Here is a 23509-nt window from a genome sequence, read left to right as displayed (position 1 = left end):
GCCGCCCACGCTCCCGGACGCCGCCGGTGTGGGGAGGTCGGGTGAACGTCGTCCACAGCGTCGCGAGGGATCTGACACGCGGCGCGGGCGGATGGGATGCTGGCGCTCGTGTTCTCGAGCCTCGGTCGTCGTGTCGCCCGCCATCCCCGCCTCACGGTCGTCGTGTGGGTCGTCCTCACCGGGCTCGGGTTCGCGCTCGCGCTGTTCGGCGTGCACGGCGAGAGCGTGTTCGACCGGGTGACGACGGGGGCGCCCTCCATCCCCGGCTCGGACAGCGAGCGCGCGACGGAGATCCTCGCCGAGAACGACGAGGGCGGCCCGGAGATCACGCTCCTGGTGAGCGAGGCCGACCCGGCGGACGCGCAGGTCGTGGAGGCCATGACCGAGGTGAACGCGGACCTCGTGGCGATCGAGGGCGTGGACACGGTCATCAACCCGTACGTGATCCCCGGCGGGGTCGAGGACCCGGCCGCCCAGTCGCTCGTCGCGAGCGACGGGGACGGGTTCCTCACCGTGGTGACGCTGCGCACCGACCTCGACGCCGAGCGCACGGACGCCGTCGCCGAGCGCGTCGTCGAGCAGCTCGAGGCGGTGCCCGGCATCCTCGCGGGGGCCGCGCCGGACGCGGCCGGGGAGGCGACGGGGCTCGTGGGCTCGAACGCGCTCATCGTCGACGCCATCACGGGCCAGGTGGAGGAGGACCTCACGACCGGTGAGAAGTTCGCCCTGCCCGTCGCGCTGCTCATCATGGTGCTGGTCTTCGGCGGGTTCCTCGCGGCCGCGATGCCGATGGCGGGGGCCGTCGCCTCCATCGGGGCGGGGCTGGGCGTGCTGCTGGGCCTCACGTACGTGCTCGACGTCGACGCGTCCGTGGTCAACGTCGTCACCCTGCTCGGGCTCGGGCTCTCGATCGACTACGGGCTGCTCGTCGTGTCGCGGTTCCGGGAGGAGCTGCACCGGCTGATCGACGCCGGCGACGACCCGGCGCTGCGGCGACGGCGCGGCGACGGCGTGGTCCACGCGGCGCTGATCCGGACGATGGAGACGGCGGGCCGCACGGTCGCGTTCTCCGCGCTCACGGTGGCGATCTCGATCGCCGGGCTCATGGTGTTCCGCCCCGACATCCTGCGGTCCGTCGGCGCCGGCGGCCTCGGCGTCGTCCTCGTCGCGGTCGCGACGGCGCTCACGCTCGTCCCCGCGCTGCTCGCGTTCTCGGGCCGCCGCCTCGCGAAGCCCGGCGTCCTCGGCCGCGTCCCCGGCCTGCGCCGCGTGCTCGCCCGGACCGCGGACGTGCAGTCCGACGAGGGCGCGTTCTCCCGCCTCGCGGCGCGCGTGCAGCGCCACCCCGTGTGGGTGCTGCTCACGACGGTCGTCGTGCTCGTCGTCCTCGCGCTGCCCGTCCTCGGCCTGCACATGCGCAACTCCGGCATCGAGCTGCTCCCCCAGGGCTCGCCGCAACGCGAGTTCGTGGACGAGCTCGCCGCGCAGTACCCGTCGAGCGAGAGCGCCCAGGTGGTGGCCGTGGTCGACGCGAGCGTCGAGGAGGCGCAGGCGTGGGCGGACGAGGTCGCCGGGCTGGACGGCGTCGCGAGCGTCGACCCCGCGGCGCCGCTCGGCGACTACGCCGTCGTGGGCGTGCACGTCGACGCGGACGACGCCGGCGGGCCCGAGGCGGTGTCCGTCGTGCGGGAGGTGCGGGCGACCGACAGCGCCTTCGACGTGTGGGTCACCGGGCAGGCGGCCGGGCAGGTCGACTTCCTCGACGCGCTCGGAGAGCGCGTGTGGTGGGCCGTCGGGATCGTCGTCGGCGCGACGCTCGTGCTGCTGTTCCTCATGACGGGCTCCGTCGTGGTGCCGGTCAAGGCGCTCCTCACGAACGCGCTCTCGCTCGCGGCCTCGCTCGGCGTGCTCGTCTGGGTGTTCCAGGACGGGCACCTCGAGGGCGTGCTCGACTTCTCCTCGGTCGGGGGGATCGAGACGTACGTGGTCGCGCTCGTCGTCGCCTTCGCGTTCGGCCTCGCCATGGACTACGAGGTGTTCCTGCTCGCGCGCGTCAAGGAGCTCTACGACGCCGGTCACCCCAACGACGAGGCGGTGCGCCTGGGGCTCCAGCGCTCCGGCCGGATCATCACGTCCGCGGCGGCGATCATCATCGTCGTCTTCGCGGGCTTCGTCTTCGGCGACCTCCTGGTCATCAAGGAGGTCGGTTTCGCGCTCGCCGTCGCCGTGCTCATCGACGCGACGATCGTCCGCCTGCTCCTCGTCCCCGCGACGATGACCCTGCTCGGACGGTTCAACTGGTGGGCGCCGCGACCGCTGCGCTGGCTGCACCGCCGGCTCGCAGTCACGCACTGAGATCACCCGCCCGGACGAGGCCCTGTCGGGTGTCGTTCGTGCGCGGGCTCCGCCACCTGCGGTTACGGTGGTCGGCAGCACACGGGTCACACGGGGGGAGACGGATGGCGGACGACAACCGCACCGCGGTCATCGTCGAGGACGACGCGGAGATCCGTGAACTCCTGCAGACGGTGCTCGGACAGGCGGGTTTCACGACCGAGGCGGCGGCGACAGGCGTCGAGGGCGTCGAGCTCGTCCGGCGTACCGACCCTGTGGTGACGACCCTCGACGTCAGCCTCCCGGACATCGACGGGTTCGAGGTCTGCCGTCGTATCCGCCGTGTGTCGGACACCTACGTGGTCATGCTCACGGCGCGCACCGACGAGATCGACACGCTCCTGGGCCTCGACGCCGGCGCGGACGACTACCAGACCAAGCCCTTCCGGCCGCGCGAGCTGCGCGCCCGCATCGAGGCGCTCCTGCGGCGGCCACGCCGCGGCCTCCCCGCGGAGGGCGTGGACCGGCCGCGCACGGCCTCGCCGCCCGACGAGCCGACTCTCGTCGGTGCGGACGGTCTCCTGCTCGACGTGCCGCGACGGACCGCCACGGTCGACGGCTCGGCGGTCCACCTCACGCGCAGCGAGTACGACATCCTCGGCGCGCTCGTCGAGGCGTCGGGCCGCGTCGTGAGCCGGAACGAGCTCGTCCGCGTCCTGTGGGGAGAGGAGTACGACGCCGGCACCTACGTCACGGACGCCGACCGCCGCAGCGTGGAGGTCCACGTGGCCAACCTCCGCCGCAAGCTCGGCGACGGTCCGACGACGCCGCGATGGATCCGCACGGTACGAGGCGTCGGCTACCGCTTCGACCCGATGGGCTGACCGAGCGTCGTCGGCGGGTCGCTCAGCAGCCAGGTCACCTCCTCGAGCACGGTGCGGGCGACGGCACGCAGTTCGTCGAGCGCCCGGCGCTCGTCCCCGACGCGCCGCGCACCGCTCCGGTCGAGCACTCGCGTGACCGCCGCGCCCACCTCCTCGGCACCCACCATGAGCGACGTGGACCGCACCGTCAGGAGCGTGCTGCGCGCCTCCCCCTCGTCACCGCGGGCGAGCGCGCCGGCCGCGGCCTCGATCCGTGGGACCAGGAGATCCCGGTAGGCGACGAAGAAGCGTCGGACCGCCTGCGCGTCCCCGTCGAGGTCGTCCGCGAGCGCCGTCCAGGCCCTGCGCAGGTCGTCCTTCACGCGACGAGTCCGTGATGGCGCCGCACCAGCCGGCGCAGCATGAAGACGGTCTGGGCGATGGTGACGATCCCGAGGACCGGCCATCCGACGGCCAGCACCGAGGACCGGGCGTCCGGCGGGAGGATCGTCCAGGCCCAGAGCACGGAGGCCAGCCCGACCAGGGCGACGAGCAAGGGGCTCAGGAACGCCCAGCCGCTTCCGCGCTCCGCCTTCGCCTGCGCCGCCCAGTTGTCCGTGCGCGACCGCGCGAGGAACTTCGCCCACGCGCGCGCGAAGTGCCCGACCCGGATCCACATGTAGAGCTCGGCGGGCACCAGGGTGGCCGCGAACAGCACGTCGCGCCACGTGCGGTCCTTGATCGAGAGGGCGGTCCGTACGTTCAGGGCCACGGCGACGACCGGCGGGACGAGCCAGACGGGCGAGAACTCGAAGGCGTGGATGCTCAGCGCCCCGGCGACGAGCAGGCCGAAGAGGAGGCGCGTGACGGCGTTGACGAGCATGCCGACGTTCTCCATCCACCGCAGGCGCAGGTTGGGATGGAAGGGCTGGCCCCGCGTGTCGCCGCGCTGCCCGGGCCACATCAGGTCGATGGCGCCGTAGTTCCACTTGACCTGCTGGCCGTCGAGCGCCCGGAGCGTGGTCATGCCGCCGACGGTGGCACGCGCGGTCGCGGAGATCTTCGTCGAGTACCCGAGGGACTTGATCTGCAGGCTCAGGAGCGAGTCCTCGACCTCTGAGTCGGAGACCCAGGGGTCGCGCTGGTGGTGGGCGCGCATCACGGCGTCGAGCGCGGACATCCGGAAGAGGGACGCCTGACCGCCGAGGACGGCCATGTTCCGGCCGCGCAGCAGGTTCTGCATGTTGAACGCCGCGAACTGGGCGCGCTGCCCGGTGAGCAGGAACCGGGCGACCGCGCCGCGCGGAGCCACGTTGTCCACGGTGTAGATCGCCGAGATCCCGCCGATGCGAGGGTCGGAGGCCATCTCGGCCTCGAGCCGCTCGACGGCGTCCTTGGCCAGCACCGTGTCGCCGTCCACGCCGAGCAGGTAGTCCGCACCCTGGACGAGGCGGAATCCGTAGTTGAGCGCGCCGACCTTCTTGTCGGGGAGGGCGCCGAGGTCGTGGACGTAGACGCGCGTCGTCTGCTCCACGCCACGGCGTCGCACGGTGTGCTCGCCGGCGAGCTTCGACGCCTTGGCGAAGGTGCGGTCGCTGGTGTTGTTGACGACCACGTGCACCACGTCCGGGACGCGGGTCTGGCGCAGGAGGCCCTTGAGGACCGCCTTGATCGTCGAACCCTCGTTGTACGCGGGGATGACGGCGCCGATCGTCGAGCGGCGCACCGGCTCGTGCACGACGAGCTCGTCCGGGGTGAAGTGGTAGCGGTCGAGCTCCGTGCCGAGCGGCGCGGGCTGGTCGACGCCGGCCGGGGGCCGGTCGGTCAGCAGTGCGGTCATCAGTGCCTCGTCTGTCGGGCGGGATCAACGAGACCGATCCTGCGCGCCCCGGCGCGAGGCAGGCGCCGCGTCGCCGCAACGAAACCTCAGGATCGGCTCAAGATCCACCCCGACGACGAGGGTCGGCCACAGCCGCCGACGGGCCCGGACGCGCCGAGGGCGTGCCCCCGGACGGGTGGCACGCCCTCGGCGCCAGCGGGGTCAGGCGTCGTCGCGCTCCTGGCCGTCGCTCGCCGGGGCTGCGGGCTTCGCGTCGACGCCGGCCTCCTTGCGCTGCTCGGGCGTGATCGGTGCGGGTGCCTGCGTGAGCGGGTCGAACCCGCCGCCCGACTTCGGGAACGCGATGACGTCGCGGATCGAGTCCGACTTCGTCAGGAGCGCGACGATGCGGTCCCAGCCGAACGCGATCCCGCCGTGGGGCGGCGCGCCGAACTTGAACGCGTCGAGGAGGAAGCCGAACTTCTCCTGCGCTTCCTCTGGCCCGATGCCCATGACCTCGAACACGCGCTCCTGCACGTCGCGGCGGTGGATACGGATCGAGCCGCCGCCGATCTCGTTGCCGTTGCAGACGATGTCGTACGCGTAGGCGAGCGCCTCGCCCGGGTTCTGCTCGAACGTGTCGACCCAGTCCGGCGTCGGAGACGTGAACGCGTGGTGCACGGCGGTCCAGGCCGAGTGGCCGAGCGCTACGTCACCGTCGTCGGCGGCATCTCCGGTCGGCTTGAACAGCGGCGCGTCGACGATCCAGACGAACGCCCACGCGTCCTCGTCGATCTGCCCCGTGCGCTTCGCGATCTCCTGGCGCGCGGCGCCGAGCAGCGCGCGCGAGTCCGACGTCTTGCCCGCGGCGAAGAACACGGCGTCGCCCGGCTGCGCGCCGGTCGCGTCGCGCAGGCCTTCGCGCTCGGCGTCGGAAAGGTTCTTGGCGACCGGGCCGGCGAGCGTCCCGTCCTCCTGGAACGTGACGTACGCGAGCCCGCGGGCGCCGCGCTGCTTGGCCCACTCCTGCCAGGCGTCGAACTGGCGGCGCGGCTGCGAGGCCCCGCCCGCCATGACGACGGCGCCCACGTACTCCGCCTGGAACACGCGGAACGGCGTGTCCTTGAAGTAGTCCGTGAGCTCGACGAGGGGGTTGCCGAAGCGCAGGTCGGGCTTGTCCGACCCGTAGAGACGCAGGGCGTCGTGGAACGTCATGCGCGGGATCGGCGTCGGGATCGTGTAGCCGATCAGCTCCCACAGCGCGACGAGGATCTTCTCCGCGAGGGCGATGACGTCGTCCTGCTCGACGAAGCTCATCTCGACGTCCAGCTGCGTGAACTCGGGCTGGCGGTCGGCGCGGAAGTCCTCGTCGCGGTAGCAGCGCGCGATCTGGTAGTAGCGCTCCATCCCCGCGACCATGAGCAGCTGCTTGAAGAGCTGCGGCGACTGGGGCAGCGCGTACCAGGAGCCGGGCGCGAGGCGCGCGGGCACGAGGAAGTCGCGCGCGCCCTCGGGCGTCGAGCGCGTGAGGGTCGGCGTCTCGATCTCGACGAACTCCTCGGCGTCGAGCACGCGGCGCGCGGCCTGGTTGACCTTGGCGCGCAGGCGGAGCGCGTGCGCGGGCGCCGGGCGGCGCAGGTCGAGGTAGCGGTGCTTGAGGCGCGCCTCCTCGCCGATCGTCTCGGTGTCCGCGAGCGCCGTGGAGACCTGGAAGGGCAGCGCCTCGGAGGTGTTGAGCACGACGACGTCGCTCGCCACGACCTCGATCCCGCCCGTGGGCAGCGCCGCGTTCTCGTTGCCGTCCGGGCGGCGCGAGACCTCGCCGGTGACCTGGAGGACGAACTCGTTGCGCAGCGGGTGCGCGACGGCCTCGTCGCGGATGACGACCTGGGCGATGCCGGAGGCGTCGCGCAGGTCGATGAAGGCGACGCCGCCGTGATCGCGCCGACGGTCGACCCAGCCCGTGAGGGTGACGGTCTGACCGGTGTGCTCGGCCCGCAGTGAGCCGGCCGTTCGGGTGCGCAGCACGGAGGTTCCTTCCAGGTGGGCGGTGGGGGTCGCGCTCCCGGGGGCGGACGCGCGTCCGGATGATTCTAGTGCGGGCGGGCGGGCGGCTCGACCGGATACCGTGGCGGTGCCGCCGCGCCACGAGGCGCCCGTCAGCCTCGTGCGTCCGGGATCCCGCCTCCGGGCCGGTGGCACCGGCGTGCGCCGACCGGCCCGCCGCCCGCACGAGGAGGGGTGACCCGTGGCACGCACCATCGCGACGAACCGGCGCGTCGAGCGCGACGAGCTCGAGCAGTTCCTGCGTTCCCGGCACGACGGCGTGCTCGTCACGACCCGCGCCGACGGGCGGCCGCAGCTCAGCCCGGTGACGTACGGGGTCGACGACGCGGGCCGGGTCGTCGTGTCCACCTACCCGGAGCGCGCGAAGGCGGTCAACGCGCGCCGCGACCCGCGGGCGTCGCTGCTCTCGCTGGGTGAGCGCTTCTCCGACCCGTGGGTGCAGGTGGACGGCGACGCGGAGGTGATCGACCTGCCCGACTCGGTCGAACCGCTGGTCGAGTACTTCCGCTCGATCAGCGGCGAGCACCCGGACTGGGACGAGTACCGCGCCGCCATGGTCACGCAGGGCAAGTCGCTCGTGCGCCTGACGATCACGCGCTGGGGCCCGGTCGCGACGGGCGGCTTCCCTGCTCGCCTCGCGGAGGGCTGACGAGCTCGTCGAGGAGCCACCGAGTCCCGACGTCGACCGCGTACCACGTGGTCGGGCGCTCGACGTCCAGCGCCGACCACGCCACGGCCGCGTGCACGACGCACTCCTCGCCGGGTTCCAGCCCGGGCAGGTCCCAGAACACTCCGCGCGCCCGGTCGAGCGCTCCTGCGGACGGGACCTGGGTCGCGTCCCGCCCCGCGGTCCACGGCGCGTACGAGGTGCGAGCCCACCAGCGCGGAAGATGATCGCCCGCGCGCGACCGCTCCCACAGCGCCTCCTCGTCCGCGCCCCCGATGGTCAGCTCTGTCGTCCCGTCGTCGACGGAGACGGCGCACAGGTGCTGCCCCTCGTCCGGCGCCGCCGTGCACGAGACGGGGACCTGGTCCAGCCCGGCGCTCAGCCGGAACGCGGAGAGCCGCCGCCGGGCGTGCACATGCCAGACCGCGCCCCAGGCGGAGTCCAGGGGCGGGTAGCCGTCGGGAACGCTCCCCTCGAACGGACCGCAGACCAGATCGACCTCGACGCCGTCGCCGACGCCGCGCACCGTGCGAGCACCGGAGGGCAGGAGCTCCGCCTTCACAGGCGCCGCGCTACGAGGCAGTCCCTCGATGCCGAGCCGGACGGCACCGAAGGGAGTCATCACCGTCGGCCACGGCACGGCCGCCGCGTCCCCGGGGCCTCGCGCGGGCGGTCGCTCGGTCTGGTCACGGCACGAGCGTAGGGTGCGGCACGTGACCGTGACCGCGAAGGTGACCTTGTGCGTCCTGTTGTGGCCCACCGAGGGCAATGCCGGCCTGTTGAGCAGGTACGAGGACGACGTCCTCGCCCTGGTTCCCGTGCACGGCGGCCGCGTGCTGTCGCGCGTGCGCGCCCTGCCCGGTCAGGACTCGACGCTGCCGACCGAGGTCCAGGTCATCGAGATGCCCGACGACGACGCGCTCGCCGCCTACATGGCGGACCCTGCGCGCATGGCGCTGGCGGGCGTGCGTGACCAGGCCGTGGCCCGGACCGACATCGTCCGGGTGAGCGCGGTACCGGAACCCGACCGTCGCCCCTGACGCGCGCCCGACGGGAGCGACCGCAGCGGCGAGGTCGTCCGGTCAGAACAGGACCTGCTCCACTCCCCCGCCGACGACGTCCAGTCCCCCGCCGTCGACCGGCATGCCCGCGAGCGCTCCGTCGTGCCCACGGTCCTCCACCGTCTCCCGGGCGCCTCGCGCCATGCTCCCGGTCGGGTACGCCCCGTCCGTCGGCGGGCCGGGGTCGCGCGGTCCGTCGCCGAGGCCCCCGAGCTCACCGCGGCGGTACCGGCCCTCGACGCCCGCGGGCCCGCGGTGCCCGGAGACCGCGAAGCCGCGCGCCTCGAGCATCGGGCGCACGCGGTCCCACAGCCACGACCGGTAGCCCTTCGAGGCGTACGTGCCGCGCGCGTAGACGCGCTCGTACCCGGGCACGAGCTGCGGGTGCTCGCGCGCGAGCCAGCCCATGTACCACTCGCGCGTGCCGGGCTTGAGGTGCAGGGGCAGCACGGTGACGCCCGTCGCACCGGCGTCCTTCACCGCGTCGAGCAGGTCGGTGAGCGCGCGGGTCGAGTCGGTCAGCCAGGGCAGGACGGGCGCGACCATGACTCCGCACGGCAGACCGGCCTCGCGGACCGCCCGGATCAGGTCGAGCCGGGCTCGGGGCGACGGTGTGCCGGGCTCCACGCTCGCCTGGAGCGCCGGGTCGAGCAGCGCGAGCGAGACGCCGATCCCGACCTCGACGCGCGAGGCGGCGTCGACGAGCAGCGGCAGGTCGCGACGCAGGAGCGTCCCCTTGGTGAGGACGGACAGCGGCGTGCCGGAGCCGGCGAGCGCGTCGATGATGCCGGGCATGAGCCGGTAGCGGCCCTCCGCGCGCTGGTAGGGGTCGGTGTTGGTCCCGAGCGCGACCGCCTCGCGGCCCCACGACCGTCGGCCGAGCTCGGCGCGCAGCACCTCGTCGACGTTGACCTTGACCACGACCTCGCGGTCGAAGTCCTCGCCGGCGTCCAGGTCCAGGTACTCGTGCGTGGGCCGCGCGAAGCAGTTGTGGCTCACGACCCCCGCGGCGACGAAGTCGCGCGTGCCGGTCGTGATGTCGACGAGCTCGGTCTCCTCCCCCGGCCCATCGAGGGCCTCGAGCGAGTCGACGCGCAGCGCGTCGCCGCCGGTGACGTCGCGCCCTTCGAGCGCGAAGCCGCCGTCCGCGAGCGCCGCGGCGCCCGGGCCGACGAGCACGTCGCCGAGCGCGAGGTGCGCGCGGCGTCCGGCGCCGCCCACGACGTGGCGCCAGCCGCGCTCCGTGAGGAACCGGTGGTCGCCGCTCGCGACGAGCCGCGTGCCGTCGGCGAGGGTGACGCGGTAGGCGCGCTTGCGGGTCGTCCACCGGTCGAGGACGCGCGTGCGCACGTACCGCCGGTACGCCCCGTGCGGTGCCGTCCCCACGATCTCGTCCCCGGCCCGCAGGTCGCCGATCGCCCGCTGGGTGCCGTCGGCCAGGAGCACGGGGGTGGACGGGACGAGGCAGTACGAGCATGCGTGGCTGCATCCCCGGTACGGGTTGACCGTCCAGCGGAACGGCATGCGCGACATCGCGGGGACCTTGGACAGCGCGCTCTTGGCGGTCACCTCGTGGAAGGTGATCCCGGCGAACTCGGGCGTGCGCACGCTGCGCACGAGTCCCACGCGCTCCAGCCCGGGGAGCGCGCCGTCGTCCGCGCCGAGCGTCTGTCCGTCCCACCTCACCCAGGTATTCGAACAGGTGTTCGACCGCGAGTCAAGGTGCCGAGGACGGGTGCGGTGCTCAGCCGGCGTCCGCGGCGGCCCACGCCTTGAGCAGGCCCAGGTTCCCGATCGGGACGTGGTGGCCGATCCGTGGGTAGTCGAGCGTGACGCCGACGACGCCGGCCCCACCGAACGAGGCGACGTAGTCGATCGCGTCCGGCACCGGGACCCCCAGCAGCGGCACGGTCTCGTCGTCCGCGGCGACCAGGTCGAGGGCACGTGCGGCGTCCTTCGCCCGGTCGGCGCTGCTGTAGAGGCAGACCATCGGACCCTGCGCCGCGCCCACGGCGTAGGGGCGGGGTCGGTCGGCCGGACCGCGGGCGATGAAGAACCACGTCTCGAGCCGGGTCGTCTGCCGCCACAGCGCGATCTGCGCCGTCGTGTCTCCGGCGGGTGCCGCCCGGACCGCCTCGTCCAGGCGGTCCAGCTCCGCGACCGCCTCGGGATCGTTGTCTCGCGTCATGGCGCCACGTTCTCACGCGCCCCGCCGAGCGTCCCGCTGCGTGAGACGCCGGGATTGTCCGGGCGGTGCGGAGGGCCTAGGGTCGGGCCGAACGCCTCCGGGGAGCGCACGAGCGCTGAGAGTGCAGGCCGGACACCCGTCCCCCCTGCAGACCCGTGGAACCTGATCTGGTTCGTACCAGCGAAGGGAGCAGGGCCGACGTCACCGTCCCCTGCGCGCTCGTGCCCGCGCGTCGCCGCGCCCGGGCCGGGCGCGCGGGCCGGGCAGTGGCGCGCCGTCGTGCACCCCTCGCCCCGGTGGCCTGACGGAGGGAACCCGCATGACCGCACCCCGCACCACCTCGACACGGCCGGACGACGCCACCGCCGCGCGGCCCGTCCTGGCGCCGGACCGCGCGAGGCCGCCGTCGTCCCCGCGCCCGTCCCGGCGTCGCGGCCTCACCCTGCACGAGACGGTGCTGATCGCCGTCCTCGGTGTCGTCTTCGGGTTCGTCTACTGGGCGTTCGTGCAGCTCTGGGCTCCGCTCCAGCTCGCGATGGGACCCCTCGCGGACCTCGCCGCGAACGTCCTCGCCGGGGCCTGGATCGTCGTGGGGCCGCTCGCCACGTACGTCGTGCGCAAGCCGGGCGTCGGCATCCTGGCGGAGACCCTGGCCGCCCTCGTCGAGGTCGTCTTCCTCGCCTCGCCGGCCGGGCCTCTGCTGCTCGTCGTGGGCCTGGTCCAGGGCGCCGGCGCCGAGCTGCCGTTCGCCCTCACGCGCTACCGCCGGTTCGGCTGGTGGGTGTTCGCCGCGTCCGGCGTGAGCGCGGCGCTCGTCACGTTCGCCTTCAACGCGGTGCGCTTCGGCTGGCTCGGGCAGGACTACGCGATGCTCCGGCTCGGCATCCAGGTCGTCTCGTGCGTCGTGCTGTGCGGCCTCGCCGCCCGCCTCCTCGGCGACGCGCTCGCGCGCACCGGCGCCCTCGACGCCTTCGCGATCGGCGCGGCCCGCCGTGGCTGAGCGCGCCGCCTCGTGCGAGCCCGACGCCGTCACGGCCGGCGGCGTGACCGTGACCCTCGGGCACCACGACGCGCGGGTGCTCGACGCCGTCGACGTCACCGTCCCGGCCGGGACGAGCCTCCTCGTCCTCGGCCCGTCCGGGTGCGGCAAGTCCACGCTCCTTCGCGCCCTCGTCGGCGTCGTCCCGCACACGCTTCCCGGCACCGTCACGGGCCTCCTGCGCGTGACCGACGTCGACCCGCGGGACGTGCCTCCACCCGTGCTCGCCGCGCGCGTCGGCCTGGTCCAGCAGCGCCCCGGGGACCAGCTGTGCCTGGCCGGTGTGGACGAGGAGCTGCGGTTCGCGCTCGAGAACCGCGGCGCCGACCCTCGCACCATGGACGATCGCGCAGCCGCCGCGCTCTCCGCCGTCGGCGCCGCGCACCTGCACGACCGCGCGGCCCACGAGCTGTCGGGGGGCGAGGCGCAGCGGGTCGCCCTCGCCGCCGCGCTCGTCGCCGACCCCGAGCTCGTCGTCCTCGACGAGCCCACCGCACTCCTCGACCCCGCCGCGGCCCACGACGTCGGGACGCTGATCGTCGGGCTCGCGCAACGCCCCCGGCCCACCGCCGACGACGGACGTGACGCAGCACCGCGGCAGCGCTCGGTCGTGCTCGTCGAGCACCGCCTGGACGACCTCGGCGCGCTGCCCGGAGCGACCCTCGTGCTCGATCGCGAGGGTCGGGTCCTCGCGCACGGACCCACGGACCGCGTCCTGCGCGAGCACGCGCACGCCCTCGCCAGCCTCGGCTGCTGGCTGCCGCTCGCGGTCCGCCTCGAGCAGGCGGGGGCCCCGGCACCGCTCGGCACCTCCGGGACCGACGCATGGCTGGTCGGCCTCGCGCGCTCCGTCCCGGCGCGACCTGCGCCCCCGCGCGGGCGGCCCGTCGCGCTGCGGGCACGGGGCCTCACGGTCTACCGCGGCGGCCTGCGCCCGGGACGTGCCCGCCGCGACGCCCCGCCCGTCGTGCGCGAGGTCGACCTCGACGTCCGCGCCGGCGAGGTGCTCGCCGTCGTCGGGCCGAACGGCGGCGGCAAGTCGACGCTCCTGCGCGGGCTGGCGGGCCTGGAACGCACCACGGGCGAGGTCGCGACCGCGACCGGCGATCCCGTCGCGATGGTGTTCCAGGACCCGGAGCACCAGCTCGTCGCCCGCACGGTGCGCGAGGAGGTCGCGTGGTCGGCACGGCTGGCACGCCTCGACGACGTGGAGGAGCGCGTCGACCGGACGCTCGACGCGTTCGGTCTCGCCCACCTCGCCGACGCGAACCCGTACCGGCTCTCGGGCGGGGAGCAGCGGCGCCTGTCCCTCGCGACCGCGACCGTGCTCGACCCGCCGGTCCTCCTGGCCGACGAGCCGACGTTCGGGCTGGACCGTGCCCAGGCCGCCGCGGCCGCCCGCGTGCTCCGCGGACGCGCCGACGCGGGCGGTGCCGTGATCGTCGTCTCGCACGACCTCTCGCTCGTCGCGGCCGTCGCCGACCGCGTGGCCGTGGTCGTGGACGGCGCGCTCGTCGCGGTCGCAGCTCCGTCGACGGTGCTCGCCGACGACGCGCTGTGCGCGCTCGCCGGCCTGCGCCGCCCCCCGCTGCTCGACTGGTGGGCACGGACGGGGCGCGGTCGCGGCGTCGACCCGGGCGCGCTCGTGCGGGCGCTCGACCTCGTGTGCGATTCCGTCGGGGGCGCCGGGGTGACGGGCGAGCCCGGACCCGGGACCGTCGCTCACGCGGAGGCCGCCTCGTGAGCGCGCCCCGTCCGACGGTCCTGCAGCGCTGGAACCCGACGGTGAAGCTCGCGACCGTGCTCCTCCTGTCGACGGCCGCGCTGCTCGTGACCGACCAGGTCACCCCCGCGACGGGCTGGCTGCTGACCGTCGCCGCCCTGCTCGCGCTCGGCCGCGTGCCGGTGCGCACGCTCGCGCTGGCCCACGTCCCGTTCGTGGTCTTCGCGACGAGCCTCCTCGTCGTCAACGTCGTCACCCGGCCCGGGGGCGACGCCGTCGCGCTGGGACCCCTCACCGTCGGTGCGGACGGGCTGACGCTGGGCGCCGCGCTCGCGCTGCGCACGCTGTTCGTCGGGGCGCTGTCGCTCACGCTCGTCCTCACGACCGACCCCGTGCGGCTCATGACGAGCCTGCACCAGCACGCCCGCCTGCCGGCGACCTGGACGTTCGCCGTCCTCGCCGCCCACCGGCTCCTCGTCGAGCTCCCCGACGCCTGGCACACGATCCGCTGCGCCCAGGCGGTGCGCGACCCCCGGCGACGTCCCGGCCGGCTCCCCCGCTCGCCGCGCTCGCTCGGTGCTGCGGCTTTCGCCCTCCTCGTCGGGGCGGTGCGGCGGTCCGAGCGGCTGACGGTCGCGCTCGAGTCGCGCGGCCTGGGCTCCGGCCCCCGGACGACGTCGCGCCCCGTCCCGCTGGGCGCCCCCGACGTCGTCGCGGCGGGCGCGGTGCTCTCCCTCGCCGGGGCGCTCGTCGCGGTCGGGATGCTGGCGGGGTGGGTCACGGGGATCGGTGCGCTCACCGCGTGAGACGAGCCCGCCACGGGTGGAACCGGGCAGCGCGCCCTCAGGCGGGCTCGACCACCGTCCCCTCCGCCGGTACCCCGAGGCCGACCGCGGTGGTCCGACCGTCGCGCCCGTGCTCGCGGTAGGTGCGGAACGCCAGCGGCACGCCGCGCGCGACGTGGGCGTCGGGACCGTCCATGGCCTGGACGTGCACGTGCGGCTGCGTCGAGTTCCCCGAGTTCCCGCACCGGCCCACGAGCGCTCCGGTCGTCACCCGCTGCCCCGGGCGGACCGCGACCGACCCGCGCCGCAGGTGGGCGAGGACCACGAAGACGGCCGGCGCGTCGAGCGCGAGCACCACGTGGTTCCCCGCGAGCGCCGCGCCCCCCGCGCGCGCCCGGGACACCTGGGTCAGCGCGTACCCGAGCAGCGCGGACGGCGAGCGCCGGGCCTCGTGGTCGGGCTCGCCGTCGTGCACCGCGACGACGGTGCCGGGGGCGGGGGCGAGGACGGGCAGGCCGAACGCGAGGAAACGCTCCGGCGGCTCGGTGCCGAGCACGGTGCGCCAGTCCCGCACGTCCGCGGTGCGGCGGCCACGCACCGCGACGAAGTCGATCGCGTACGTCGTGGCGAACAGGTGCGTCCCGTGGCTCGGGACGCGCTGCGCCGGGCTGTTCTGCACGAGCCAGGTCCCGGCGAAGGGCAGCGCGAGCTCGACCGGTCCCGTCACGTCGCCTCCCCTCGCGTCCGGCGAGCGCGGTTGCCGGTCGGTCAGCCGGCCGCCGGCACCACGCGCGGGAGACGGTCCTCGGCGGGCGGCTCCCACGTCGCGGGGTCGGCGTCCACCTGCTCGCCCGAGCGGATGTCCTTCACCTGGTCCGGCGAGCGTGTCCCGTCCTCCTCGAGACGCCCCGGGAACCAGACGAACGGGATCCCGCGCCGGTCGGCGTAGCGGATCTGCTTGCCGAACTTGGCGGCGGCCGGCGCGACCTCGACCGGGACGCCTCGTGACCGCAGGGCGGCTGCGACGGCGTCGGACGCACCGCGCGTCTCCTCGCTCGTCACCGCGACGACGACGGCGCTCGGCACGGAGCGCGTCGCCCGGACCAGGCCCGCGGACAGCAGGCGCGAGACGAGGCGGGACACGCCGATCGACAGGCCGACGCCGGGGTAGGTGTTCGCGCCGTCGGACGCGAGCGTGTCGTACCGGCCGCCCGAGCAGATCGACCCGAGCTGCTCGTGGCCCACGAGCACGGTCTCGTACACCGAGCCCGTGTAGTAGTCGAGGCCGCGCGCGATCTTGAGGTCGGCGACGACGACGCCCGGGGCCCGGACGCTCGCGGCCTCGATCAGCGCACCGAGCTCGCCGAGCCCGGTCTCGAGCAGGTCGCTCTCCACGCCGTGCTGGGCCGCGAGAGCCCGCACACGGTCGACGACGTCCGTGTCGCTCCCGCTGATCGCGGCGAGGGAGAGGCAGGCCTCGGCCTGCTCGGTCGTGGTGCCCGCCTCCGAGACGAGGAGCGCCGCCACCTTCTCGGGGCCGATCTTGTCGAGCTTGTCGATCTGGCGCAGCACCTCGTCCACGGCGTCGATCCCCAGGCCGCGGTAGAAGCCCTCGGCGACGCGGCGGTTGTTGACCAGGACGCGGACCTCGGGCACACCGATGTCGCGCAGCGCGCCGAGCGCCTCCGCCGTGACGAGCGGCAGCTCGACCTCGTAGTGGTAGGGCAGCTCGCCCGCGCCGACGACGTCGATGTCCGCCTGGGTGAACTCCCGGAAGCGCCCGTCCTGGGGACGCTCGCCACGCCACACCTTCTGGATCTGGTAGCGCTTGAAGGGGAAGGCGAGGTGCCCGGCGTTCTCGAGCACGTAGCGCGCGAACGGGACGGTGAGGTCGAAGTGCAGGCCGAGCTGCTTGTCGCCCTTGCTCGCGCCCTCCGCCTCGCCGGCCTCCTCCTGGAGGCGGCGCAGGACGTACACCTCCTTGGAGGTCTCGCCCTTGCGCAGGAGCTGGTCCAGCGGCTCGACCGCGCGCGTCTCGATCCCGCCGAACCCGTGCAGCTCGAACACCCGGCGCAGGGTGTCGAGGACGTGCTGCTCGACGATCCGACCGTCGGGGAGCCATTCGGGGAAACCGGAGAGGGGTGTGGGCCTGGCCATGGGTCAGATCTTCCCAGACACGGGCACCGTCGTCCGCATCGTCCCGCCCGACGGACGCGCGCGGACGGGGCGTGTCAGCCCGCGAGGAACGGGTTGGTCGCGAGCTCGCGCGCGACGGTGGTCGCGGGTCCGTGGCCCGGCAGCACGTCCCACGAGGGGTCGAGGCGCCCGACGACGTCGCGCAGCGTGCGTGCCATCGTCGCGCCGTCCCCGCCCGGCAGGTCGGCGCGACCGACGGACCCCGCGAAGAGGACGTCACCGCTGAGCACGACCCCAGCTCCCGGCTCGCCCACGAGGTAGAGGGTCGACCCCTCGGTGTGGCCCGGTGCACCGACCGCGCGCAGCACGAGGTCGCCCCAGCGCAGCTCCCGCTCCTCGCCCGCGGCGAGGTCGAACGTCTCCACGCGTGCGGGCTCGCGGTAGTCCCCCGGACGGGCTCCGGCCGCGGCGAGCGCCGCGCCGAGCGGACCGGAGACGAGCGAGCGCTCGCCCTGGTCTCCGGTGCGCGAGCCGTGCTCGAGGCTGCCGAACGGGTCGGCGAGGCGGTACGCGTCCGCGACGTGCAGGACGACGGGCACGTCGAACCGGTCCGCGAGCACCGCCGCGTCCCAGGTGTGGTCCACGTGCCCGTGCGTCGCCAGCACGGCCCGCGGCACGAGGCCGGCCGAGGCCACGTGCGCGACGACGGCCTCCGCGACCCCCGCGCCCGCGTCGACGACCACGCAGTCGCCGCCCAGGGCGCTCACCACCGTGCAGCTGGTCCCGAAGACGGGCGCGACGACGACGTGCAGCGTCACCGCGGGGGCGCCCGACGCGTCGTCGGGCGGGGGCGGCGGCGTCGCGCCGGGGGGTCGGTCCACGCGCCCGAGGGTAGCCCGCGGGGCGTCACCGGGTCGCCGTCCGCGGGCTCGGGACCTGCGCAGCACCCGGTCGGTCGATACCGGACCGTGACCTGCGCACGGCAAATCCACCCGCCACCAGGGCGCTCGGTGCCTAGACTGTCCCCTACCGACCGCGGCCGCACCGGGGTCGACCGTGCGCGCCACGACGGCGCCGGACGAAGGAGCTGGGGTGTCGACGAAGAGTCGCGAGCGCGAGCAGGCGCGCCGTCGTGAGGAGAAGTGGGATCGTCACGTGGCCCAGCTCCGCGCGAAGCGCCAGCGGACCTGGTCGATCGTCGGCGTCGTCGCAGCGCTCGTGGTCATCGGCGTCGCCGTGTGGTGGGCTCTCTCCGCGACCCAGGCGCCGGGGACCGACGCGGGCGGCGACGACGACGGGACAGTGCCCTCTGCCTCCGGCGAGCACACGCTGCCTCCCGCGTCGGCGGCCGAGGGGCGCGACTGGACCTCGACGCTCACCACGAGCGCCGGCGACCTCACGCTCACGCTCGACGGCGCTGCCGCGCCGCAGGCCGTCGCGAGCTTCGTGTCCCTCGCAGAGGCCGGGTACTTCGACGGCACGTCGTGCCACCGCCTCACCACGTCGGGAATCTACGTGCTCCAGTGCGGCGACCCGACCGGCACGGGAACCGGCGGCCCGGGCTACTCGTTCGGTCCCATCGAGAACCCCCCGTCCGACGACGTGTACCCCGCGGGGACCGTCGCCATGGCGCGCCAGGGCGGGAACGCCGAGTCGATGGGCTCCCAGTTCTTCCTCGTCTACGAGGACTCGACCATCCCGTCCGACGCGGCGGGTGGCTACACGGTGTTCGGCACCATCACGTCCGGCCTGGACGTCGTCCAGGCAGTCGCTGACGCGGGGACGCAGGACGGATCCGGCGACGGGTCCCCCGCCACCCCGGTCACCATCGAAGGAGTTGAGACCCAGTGAGCGATCCCGCCCAGGACCAGGCGAGCACGCCGGCACCGGAGCCCGCGGAGGCGAGCGAGACCGCACGGGTCGACGCGACAGACGTGGAGCCCACGGACGCCCCCGCCGCCACCGACGCGGCCGCCGAGGCAGCCGACGCGACCGAGACCCCGGCGCCCGCCGCAGAGCAGCCCGCGGACGAGCCCGCCGCCGAGCAGCAGCCCGACGCCCCGGCCGAGCAGGCGACGGACGAGACGCCGACGGACACCGCGACGAGCGCGGAGGAGACCACCCCGGGCGCCTCCGAGCCCGTGAGCGAGCCGGTGACCGACGTCGCGCCGGCCGAGCCGACGGACGCATCGACCGCCGCGGCGCAGGACTCCGAGACGCCTGCGACCGAGGACCCGGCACCCACGGCCGTCGCCGAGACCGAAGCGGTCGCCGAGCAGGCCGTCGCCGAGGAGACCGTCGTCGAAGAGGCCGTCGTCGAAGAGGCCGTCGTCGAGACTCAGGCTGCCCCCGAGACCGTGGCCGCCGCCGGGACCGAGGCCGCGGCAGCGCCGAAGCCCGCCGCTCCGCGACCGGGCCCCCGCCCCAAGCCGTCCGCCGTGCCCCACCCGCCGCGCAAGCCCGCTCCGGCGGCAGCGGGCGCCCCGGCCGCTCCGGCGGCCGTGCCCGAGGTGCCCGCGGTCCCGGCGCTCGCCGACGACTCGGCGGCCGCGAAGGCCGCGGCCGAGTTCGGTCGCGTCGACGAGGACGGCACCGTCTACGTCCGTGAGAGCGCGGGCGAGCGCTCCGTGGGTCAGTTCCCCGGGGTCGACGCCGAGGAGGCGCTCGCGCTGTACGTGCGGCGCTACCTCGACCTCCAGGCGAAGGTCGCGCTCTTCGAGGCGCGCCTGACGAGCACCGACCTGTCGGTCAAGGAGATCGACCAGACGATCGCCCGGCTCACCGAGGAGACCGCCGAGCCGTCCGCGGTCGGCGACCTCGACGGCCTGCGCGCGCAGGTCGAGTCGCTGCGCGGTGCCGCGGCCGAGCGCCGCGGCCAGCTCGAGGCGGAGCGCGCCGCCGCCAAGGCGGCCGCTCTCGAGGCCCGGACCGAGATCATCGAGGCGGCCGAGAAGATCGCCGCGACTGACCCGAGCCGCATGCAGTGGCGGCCCGCCGGCGAGGATCTGCGCGGCCTGCTCGACCGCTGGAAGGAGGCGCAGCGCTCCGGACCGCGCATCGACCGGGCGAGCGAGGAGGCGCTCTGGAAGCGGTTCAGCCACGCACGGACCGCGTTCGACCGCGAGCGCCGGCACTACTTCGCCGAGCTCGAGCAGCGCAACGCCTCCGCGAAGGCGGCCAAGGAGAAGCTCGTCGCCGAGGCCGAGGCGCTGTCGTCCAGCACCGACTGGGGTCCGACGGCGGGCGCGTACCGCGACCTCATGGCGCGGTGGAAGGCCGCCGGTCGCGCGAGCCGCAAGGACGACGACGCGCTGTGGGCCCGGTTCCGCGCCGCGCAGGACACGTTCTTCCAGGCCCGTGACGCGGTGAACTCGGCGACCGACGCCGAGTACGCCGCGAACCTCGAGGTCAAGGAGGCGCTGCTGACCGAGGCGGAGAAGCTCGTCCCGGTCAAGGACCTCGGTGCGGCGAAGGCCGCGCTGCGCGACCTCCAGGAGCGCTGGGAGGAGGCCGGCCGCGTGCCGCGCGGCGACCTCCAGCGCGTCGAGGGCCGCCTGCGCGCCGTCGAGAACGCCGTCCGCGACGCCGAGCAGGCGCAGTGGACGCGGACCAACCCCGAGACGCGGGCGCGCGCCGAGGGCGCCGCGGCGCAGCTCGAGTCCGCGATCGAGGGGCTCGAGGCGGACCTCGCGGCCGCACAGGGCCGCGGCGACGCGCGCGCGGTCAAGGACCTCGAGACCGCGCTGACCGCGCGTCGTGCCTGGCTCGAGCAGGTCGTGCGCGCGGCGGAGGACTCGCGCGGCTGACGCCGCCGTCCGTCAGCATCTGCGCAGGGCCCGGAGGGGCCGGCACTCGTCCACAGGCGAGCGCCGGCCCCTTCCGCGTACCCGGGCCGATGCGGCACGGTGTGCGCATGCTGCCCGCCCCCCGCACTGCCTCACCCGCACCCGTCGCGGCACTGAGGCGGCTCCTCGCGCCCCGCGTCACGGACGTGGGACTTCTCGTCGTGCCGACGGACGTCGGCGGGCACGCCGCCTTCCAGGTCCTCGTGCGGTCAGGAGCGCTGCGCCGCCTCTGGGGTGACGTCGCCGCGCCCGCGCTCGTCCCTGACACGCCGACCCTCCGTGCGCTCGCCGTCCGTGACCTGGTCCCGGAGGGAACGGTCCTCGCCGGGAGCGCCGCGGCCTGGGTGCTGTGCGGATCGCCGGCGCCCCGCTCGCTCGACGTCGTGTACCCGCCCGGTCGGCACCGTCCCGCACCACTCGCGGGCCGGGCGCCGCGCCAGTCGCACGTGCTGCGCGACGACCGGACCCTGGTCGCGGGAGTGCTGGTGACGTCGGTCGTGCGGACCGCCCTCGACGTCGCGACGCGGTGCGAGCCCGACGAGGCACTGAGGACCCTCCGCCGGCTGCGGGACGTGTGCGGGCTCGATCCCCGGCTCGCGGCCCGGTCGCTCGAGCTGCGCCACCGGTGGGCCGAGCGGCCGCGGACGCGGCGCACCCTCGCGCTCCTGCTCGCCGGGGAGGACGACCCGGTCTAGGTTGGTCGGCATGGCCGCAGCCACGACACCTCCCGTGGAGCTCGACGTCCGTGGCCGGACCGTGCGCGTCACGAGCCCGGACCGCGTCGTCTTCCCCGCGCGCGGGGTGACCAAGCTCGACGTCGTGCAGTACTTCCTCAGTGTCGGGGACGGGATCCTCGGCGCCCTGGTCGACCGCCCGACCACGCTCGAACGCTGGCCCAAGGGCGTGTTCGAGGGGGCACGGATGAGCACGCGCACCGACAACACCGGCGACGCGTTCTACCAGAAGCGCATCCCCAAGGGCGCGCCCGACTACGTGCGCACCGCACGCATCGCCTTCCCGAGCGGGCGGACCGCCGACGAGGTGTGCCCGACCGAGCTCGCCGTCGTCGCGTGGGCCGCGAACCTGGGGACCCTGACGTTCCACCCGTGGCCCGTGCGAGGCGAGGACGTCGAGGCAGTGGACCAGCTCCGCATCGACCTCGACCCCCAGCCCGGGACCGACTTCGACGACGCCGTGCGCGTCGCGCCGCTCCTGCGCGAGGTGCTCGACGAGCTGGGCCTCCCCGGGTACCCGAAGACGTCGGGCGGGCGCGGCATCCACGTCTTCGTGCCGATCGCGCCCGAGTGGGACTTCGTCGCGGCACGCCGCGCGACGATCGCGATCGGCCGCGAGCTCGAGCGCCGCCTCCCCGAGCAGGTCACCACCAAGTGGTGGAAGGAGGAGCGCGGCGCCAAGATCTTCGTCGACTACAACCAGATGGCGCGCGACCGCACCATCGCGTCGGCGTACTCGATCCGCTCCAACCAGCGGGCGACGGTGTCCGCTCCCCTGCGCTGGGAGGAGCTCGGTGACGTCCACCCGGACGACTTCGACGTGCTGTCGATGCCCGCGCGCTTCGCCGAGGTCGGCGACCTCTTCGCCCCGCTGCGCGCCGACCGTGACGACCCGGGCGCGTCGCTCGAGCCCGCGCTGGAGCTGTCCCGGCGCGACGAGGCCGAGCACGGGCTCGGCGACCTGCCCTATCCCCCGGAGTACCCGAAGATGCCGGGCGAACCCAAGCGGGTGCAGCCGAGCAAGGACCGCGACCGGCCCCGCGCCTAGCGGCGGGCGTCCGCGCGGCGCCCGGCCGCAGCGCGCCCCGCGCGTCAGACGACGCCGGGAGCGCCCGGCAGGATGTCGGTCAGGTCGTAGCGCACCGGCTCCTCGAGCTGGTCGTAGGTGCACGACGACGGGTCGCGGTCGTCGCGCCAGCGCCGGAACTGCGCCGTGTGCCGGAACCGCGTGCCCTCCATGTGGTCGTAGGCGACCTCGAGGACGCGCTCGACGCGGAGCGGCGTGAAGGAGAGGTCCTTGCCCGAGCTCCAGCGTGACACCGCACCCGGCATCCGATCGCCCGCGGGGTTCTCCCACCCGGACCACGGGTGCGCGTCGGCCTCCGGCGTGCCCGGCTCGACGACCAGCGGCGCGAGCTCGGTCACGAGCGCCGCGCGCCGCGCCGCGGGGAACGAGGCCGCCACGCCGACGAACTGGAGCTCCCCCGCGTCGTCGTACAGCCCGAGCAGGAGCGAGCCGAGCAGCGGCTTCGCTGGTGTCGACGTCTTGTGCAGCCGGTACCCCGCGAGCACGACGTCCGCCTCGCGCCCGTGCTTGATCTTGAGCATCGCGCGCTTGTTCGGCTGGTACGCCCCGGCGAGCGGCTTGGCGACGACGCCGTCGAGGCCCGCGCCCTCGAAGGTGTCGAACCACTCCCGCGCGACGGCGACGTCCCGGGTGCGCGGGGTGGCGTGCACGGCGGGACCGTCGAGGCCGAGCGAGTCCAGCACCTCCTGACGGTGAGCGAGCGGCTCGCCCGTGAGGTCGTCGTCGCCCAGCGCGAGCACGTCGAACACGACGAGCGCGGCGGGCGTCTGCTCGGCGAGCAGGCGGACCCGCGAGGCCGCGGGGTGGATCCGCTGCTGCAGCACCTCGAACTCCAGGCGCCCGTCCCGGGCGACGACGATCTCGCCGTCGACCACGCACCGGGGTGGGATTGCCGCGCGCACCGCGTCGACGACCTCCGGGAAGTAGCGCTCCATCGGCCGCGCGTTGCGGCTGTCGAGGCGCACCTCGTCGCCGTCGCGGTACACGATCGCGCGGAACCCGTCCCACTTGGGCTCGTACACGTACCCGCCGTCCACGGCGTCCGGCTCGGGCACGTCGGGCACGGACTTCGCGAGCATGGGCAGCACGGGGGGCATGACGGGCAGGTCCATGTGCCGATGCTGCCACCGGCCGCTGCGCGCGGCACGACGACACGTCCGG

The 23509-nt window shown here is 74.8% G+C and carries 21 protein-coding genes and 1 riboswitch; of the genes, 11 read left to right on the top strand and 10 right to left on the bottom strand.

What is annotated here, in order from left to right; all coding sequences use genetic code 11:
- Nucleotides 1–108 precede the first annotated feature (108 nt).
- Together ACFWH7_RS06415 and ACFWH7_RS06410 are read left to right on the top strand one after the other, a co-directional pair.
- A complete protein-coding gene (locus ACFWH7_RS06415; protein ID WP_378215644.1) occupies nucleotides 109–2355 on the top strand; it encodes an MMPL family transporter in 2247 nt (748 codons plus the stop codon).
- Between the two features lie 104 nt (nucleotides 2356–2459).
- Nucleotides 2460–3218, top strand: coding sequence for a response regulator transcription factor (locus tag ACFWH7_RS06410; RefSeq protein ID WP_378215643.1), 759 nt, complete (start codon nucleotides 2460–2462; stop codon nucleotides 3216–3218).
- Here the strand turns inward: ACFWH7_RS06410 and ACFWH7_RS06405 are convergent.
- The 3 genes from ACFWH7_RS06405 to aspS form a co-directional block, all read right to left on the bottom strand.
- Nucleotides 3194–3580, bottom strand: a complete 387-nt coding sequence (locus ACFWH7_RS06405; RefSeq protein ID WP_378215642.1) for a hypothetical protein — start codon at nucleotides 3578–3580, stop codon at nucleotides 3194–3196. The two genes, ACFWH7_RS06410 and ACFWH7_RS06405, sit on opposite strands and share 25 nt — an antisense overlap.
- Entirely contained in the window at nucleotides 3577–5037 is a 1461-nt protein-coding gene (locus ACFWH7_RS06400) for a glycosyltransferase family 2 protein (RefSeq protein ID WP_378215641.1), read from the bottom strand. The genes ACFWH7_RS06405 and ACFWH7_RS06400 overlap by 4 nt, the downstream gene beginning before the upstream one ends.
- Before the next feature lie 201 nt (nucleotides 5038–5238).
- Entirely contained in the window at nucleotides 5239–7044 is a 1806-nt protein-coding gene (gene aspS, locus ACFWH7_RS06395; protein ID WP_378215640.1) for an aspartate--tRNA ligase, read from the bottom strand.
- Nucleotides 7045–7264: 220 nt separating this feature from the next.
- Here aspS and ACFWH7_RS06390 point away from each other — a divergent pair, with 220 nt between their 5' ends.
- A complete protein-coding gene (locus ACFWH7_RS06390) occupies nucleotides 7265–7732 on the top strand; it encodes a PPOX class F420-dependent oxidoreductase (protein WP_378215639.1) in 468 nt (155 codons plus the stop codon).
- Here the strand turns inward: ACFWH7_RS06390 and ACFWH7_RS06385 are convergent.
- Nucleotides 7674–8372: a hypothetical protein gene (locus tag ACFWH7_RS06385; protein ID WP_378215638.1), complete on the bottom strand. Its 699-nt coding sequence runs from the start codon at nucleotides 8370–8372 to the stop codon at nucleotides 7674–7676. The genes ACFWH7_RS06390 and ACFWH7_RS06385 overlap by 59 nt on opposite strands.
- 91 nt (nucleotides 8373–8463) lie before the next feature.
- On the opposite strand from ACFWH7_RS06385, the gene ACFWH7_RS06380 reads away from it, so the two are divergent.
- Nucleotides 8464–8790, top strand: a complete 327-nt coding sequence (locus ACFWH7_RS06380) for a DUF1330 domain-containing protein (RefSeq protein WP_378215637.1) — start codon at nucleotides 8464–8466, stop codon at nucleotides 8788–8790.
- A 42-nt stretch (nucleotides 8791–8832) separates the two neighbouring features.
- Here ACFWH7_RS06380 and ACFWH7_RS06375 read toward each other — a convergent pair whose 3' ends face one another.
- Both ACFWH7_RS06375 and ACFWH7_RS06370 read right to left on the bottom strand, forming a co-directional pair.
- Nucleotides 8833–10497: an Rv2578c family radical SAM protein gene (locus ACFWH7_RS06375; protein WP_378215636.1), complete on the bottom strand. Its 1665-nt coding sequence runs from the start codon at nucleotides 10495–10497 to the stop codon at nucleotides 8833–8835.
- 58 nt (nucleotides 10498–10555) lie between these two features.
- Nucleotides 10556–10999 (bottom strand): hypothetical protein, encoded by a 444-nt coding sequence (locus ACFWH7_RS06370; protein ID WP_378215635.1) that lies wholly within the window; start codon nucleotides 10997–10999, stop codon nucleotides 10556–10558.
- 88 nt (nucleotides 11000–11087) lie between these two features.
- A riboswitch (TPP riboswitch) is annotated at nucleotides 11088–11207 on the top strand.
- Nucleotides 11208–11318: 111 nt separating this feature from the next.
- Between ACFWH7_RS06370 and ACFWH7_RS06365 the strand changes: the two genes are divergently transcribed.
- From ACFWH7_RS06365 to ACFWH7_RS06355, 3 genes are read left to right on the top strand one after another with little or no spacing between them, the layout of a single operon-like run.
- Complete coding sequence (locus tag ACFWH7_RS06365; protein WP_378215634.1) at nucleotides 11319–11999, top strand: ECF transporter S component; 681 nt, start codon at nucleotides 11319–11321, stop codon at nucleotides 11997–11999.
- Nucleotides 11992–13782, top strand: coding sequence for an ABC transporter ATP-binding protein (locus ACFWH7_RS06360; RefSeq protein ID WP_378215633.1), 1791 nt, complete (start codon nucleotides 11992–11994; stop codon nucleotides 13780–13782). The genes ACFWH7_RS06365 and ACFWH7_RS06360 overlap by 8 nt, the downstream gene beginning before the upstream one ends.
- Nucleotides 13779–14567, top strand: a complete 789-nt coding sequence (locus ACFWH7_RS06355; protein ID WP_378215632.1) for an energy-coupling factor transporter transmembrane component T family protein — start codon at nucleotides 13779–13781, stop codon at nucleotides 14565–14567. Before ACFWH7_RS06360 ends, ACFWH7_RS06355 begins: the two co-directional genes overlap by 4 nt.
- Before the next feature lie 37 nt (nucleotides 14568–14604).
- Here ACFWH7_RS06355 and ACFWH7_RS06350 read toward each other — a convergent pair whose 3' ends face one another.
- The 3 genes from ACFWH7_RS06350 to ACFWH7_RS06340 form a co-directional block, all read right to left on the bottom strand.
- Nucleotides 14605–15273, bottom strand: a complete 669-nt coding sequence (locus ACFWH7_RS06350; protein WP_378215631.1) for a M23 family metallopeptidase — start codon at nucleotides 15271–15273, stop codon at nucleotides 14605–14607.
- A gap of 41 nt (nucleotides 15274–15314) precedes the next feature.
- A complete protein-coding gene (gene hisS, locus ACFWH7_RS06345) occupies nucleotides 15315–16703 on the bottom strand; it encodes a histidine--tRNA ligase (protein WP_378215630.1) in 1389 nt (462 codons plus the stop codon).
- Between the two features lie 74 nt (nucleotides 16704–16777).
- A complete protein-coding gene (locus tag ACFWH7_RS06340) occupies nucleotides 16778–17563 on the bottom strand; it encodes an MBL fold metallo-hydrolase (RefSeq protein WP_378215629.1) in 786 nt (261 codons plus the stop codon).
- A gap of 211 nt (nucleotides 17564–17774) precedes the next feature.
- Between ACFWH7_RS06340 and ACFWH7_RS06335 the strand changes: the two genes are divergently transcribed.
- The 4 genes from ACFWH7_RS06335 (at nucleotide 17775) to ligD (ending at nucleotide 22309) form a co-directional block, all read left to right on the top strand.
- A complete protein-coding gene (locus ACFWH7_RS06335; protein ID WP_378215628.1) occupies nucleotides 17775–18533 on the top strand; it encodes a peptidylprolyl isomerase in 759 nt (252 codons plus the stop codon).
- Nucleotides 18530–20488, top strand: a complete 1959-nt coding sequence (locus ACFWH7_RS06330; RefSeq protein WP_378215627.1) for a DUF349 domain-containing protein — start codon at nucleotides 18530–18532, stop codon at nucleotides 20486–20488. Before ACFWH7_RS06335 ends, ACFWH7_RS06330 begins: the two co-directional genes overlap by 4 nt.
- A 107-nt stretch (nucleotides 20489–20595) precedes the next feature.
- The gene (locus ACFWH7_RS06325; RefSeq protein WP_378215626.1) at nucleotides 20596–21222 is read left to right on the top strand and encodes a hypothetical protein; all 627 of its coding nucleotides are present in this window, start codon (nucleotides 20596–20598) and stop codon (nucleotides 21220–21222) included.
- Nucleotides 21223–21232: 10 nt separating this feature from the next.
- Nucleotides 21233–22309, top strand: a complete 1077-nt coding sequence (ligD, locus tag ACFWH7_RS06320; RefSeq protein ID WP_378215625.1) for a non-homologous end-joining DNA ligase — start codon at nucleotides 21233–21235, stop codon at nucleotides 22307–22309.
- Between the two features lie 44 nt (nucleotides 22310–22353).
- Here the strand turns inward: ligD and ACFWH7_RS06315 are convergent, their stop codons facing one another.
- On the bottom strand, nucleotides 22354–23460 hold the full coding sequence (locus tag ACFWH7_RS06315; protein ID WP_378215624.1) for an ATP-dependent DNA ligase: 1107 nt from the start codon (nucleotides 23458–23460) through the stop codon (nucleotides 22354–22356).
- Nucleotides 23461–23509: the final 49 nt, after the last annotated feature.

It is taken from the genome of Cellulosimicrobium cellulans, from assembly GCF_042723955.1.
Lineage (GTDB): Bacteria > Actinomycetota > Actinomycetes > Actinomycetales > Cellulomonadaceae > Cellulosimicrobium > Cellulosimicrobium cellulans_H.
The sequence above is the reverse complement of the archived record's forward strand: the minus strand, read 5'-3'. Positions and strand labels throughout refer to the sequence as shown.